This is a genomic window from Nostoc sp. FACHB-888, assembly GCF_014696655.1.
GTDB lineage: Bacteria > Cyanobacteriota > Cyanobacteriia > Cyanobacteriales > Nostocaceae > Nostoc.
On record NZ_JACJQM010000410.1, the window covers coordinates 1 to 1,840 of the forward strand.

Annotated in this window: 1 pseudogene; it reads left to right on the forward strand. The window is 42.4% G+C overall.

From position 1 onward, the window contains the following. Positions 1 to 954, forward strand: a pseudogene (locus tag H6G26_RS43640) (bifunctional DNA primase/helicase); the annotation flags it as partial. Between the last annotated feature and the right edge of the window lie 886 nt (positions 955 to 1,840).

Below are 1,840 nucleotides of genomic sequence, written 5' to 3' on the forward strand. Positions count from 1 at the left end.
GAGGAGGTTTTGGAATGTGAGAAGTTCCGCATACAGGACACTTATGGAATGAGCGTAACCCCGGAACTGGTTGAGAAAGATGACTCTGGGCGGTTAATTAAGAAGATTGTCGCACTGGAGGCAATATTAGCAGCGCCGGGGGAAATGATTACCGATGACGACCTTGGGCGGGAGGGCGTTTCACCGCCGACTGTTGTTGCCGAACGCGATAAATCGGAACGGGAGCGATTAGCCATTTGCACTGATTGGAGCAATCATTCTACCGCGTGGTTAATGCGTCATCACCTGGGACTGAGGGCAGTCTTGATGGATCTCATGGCTGGGGTTGAGATTAAAGGCGACGAGGCGATGATTCAGGCTTTGGCAGAGTTCTCCAAGCGCAATGCATCTCACGTTAAGGGAATTCTCAATCTTACTATCCCGCTATCGGAATCTGCTTTGTGGATTTTGGGACAGTATCTTTCACAACTTGGATTGTCTACTGAATCACGAAGACCAATGGAGGATGGGCAGAGGGTTCGGTATTATCGGCTGAATACTTCTGATGTCGAGTTTATTCAGAAGGTGTTGGATTATCGGCAGAGGCAACGGGAGGACAGGGAAAGAAAACGCCACGAGGAGCAAGAGCGTTATGCGGCTTATGCAGCTAGAATGCAGTCTCAATATGGAATTAATGCTCCGTCCACACCCCCCATTAATGAAGATGGAGATAATAATCGGGGGGGTATGGACACAGATCCAGAACTCAGTGATTCTTGGTGGGAGCGGGTTAAATATTATGCTCAGTTAGCAATTGAGCGGGTTGAACTCGGAGTTGATGCGGTCAAAGAATTACTCAGTACGTTAACGAGTGATGAGCGTTGCGGTGTGATGCTGGAGTTTGAGGATGCAAGCCCTGATAAATTTGCTCAATTGGTGACAGATGCGCCACAGTGGACTGAATGGATGGCGTGATTTACACCCAAGCTTGGTATTAGACCAATACTATTGCTTGCAAGGTGTGTCTGCCACAAACGATATCGCTACACCTCATTACAAGTCAAACTCATCAGGAGCCGCTGACGAGCGTTGAAAAACCTGTTGCCGTGCGTGGAACAGAGTAAATCAAAACGTGGGATGTTACCAAGCGGAGCAATTGCGCTTCATCGATCAGTTGTCGCAACCACCAAAAAACATTACTCCCGTTCGACCGAGAGCTAATCTGTCTCTCGTCGCTAAAGCTGTAAGCGTGGCTGATGGTGAGCTAATAAAGAACAGATTGGGCACTAGCAAGTTGATCTACTTCTGGTGTATTTCTGGAAAACAGATTGTGCCGTATGTATCTAAGATAAATATCAATTTATATCCATAGGATCTAATGATTAATCGCTTTGTCAATTTCATTTTTATTAATTTTTTTACCTCAGCAACTAACTTGATATTTACTGTATTAATCAGCACTATAATCTGCAACTATTTGTAGGAAGGAGGAGTAAGCAATGAATTTTCCATACTTGAAATTAGCAATAGTCCTTTGAAATCACCATCATATTTGATAGATACAGGGTAGTAGTCTACTAACCCAAAAATGCGCTTGTGAGGATTGGATAAAGGTTAAAGGGGAAAGGATAAAACACCTTTACCCATTACCCTTTAACCTGCCAATTTACGAAAACGAACTATTTATATGAGAAAAATAAATGTAATATTATTTAAACTTTTTTAAGTGTTAACTCTGTTCCTGAATAAAATAAAATTAACTAGTAATTAAATCTTTGAAGCAAATTTTTCTTACTCCCAAACCCAATAAGTTTTCAATTCCTTTATCTTCAAAAAATTGACTAAATAAGTATAAAGGTCT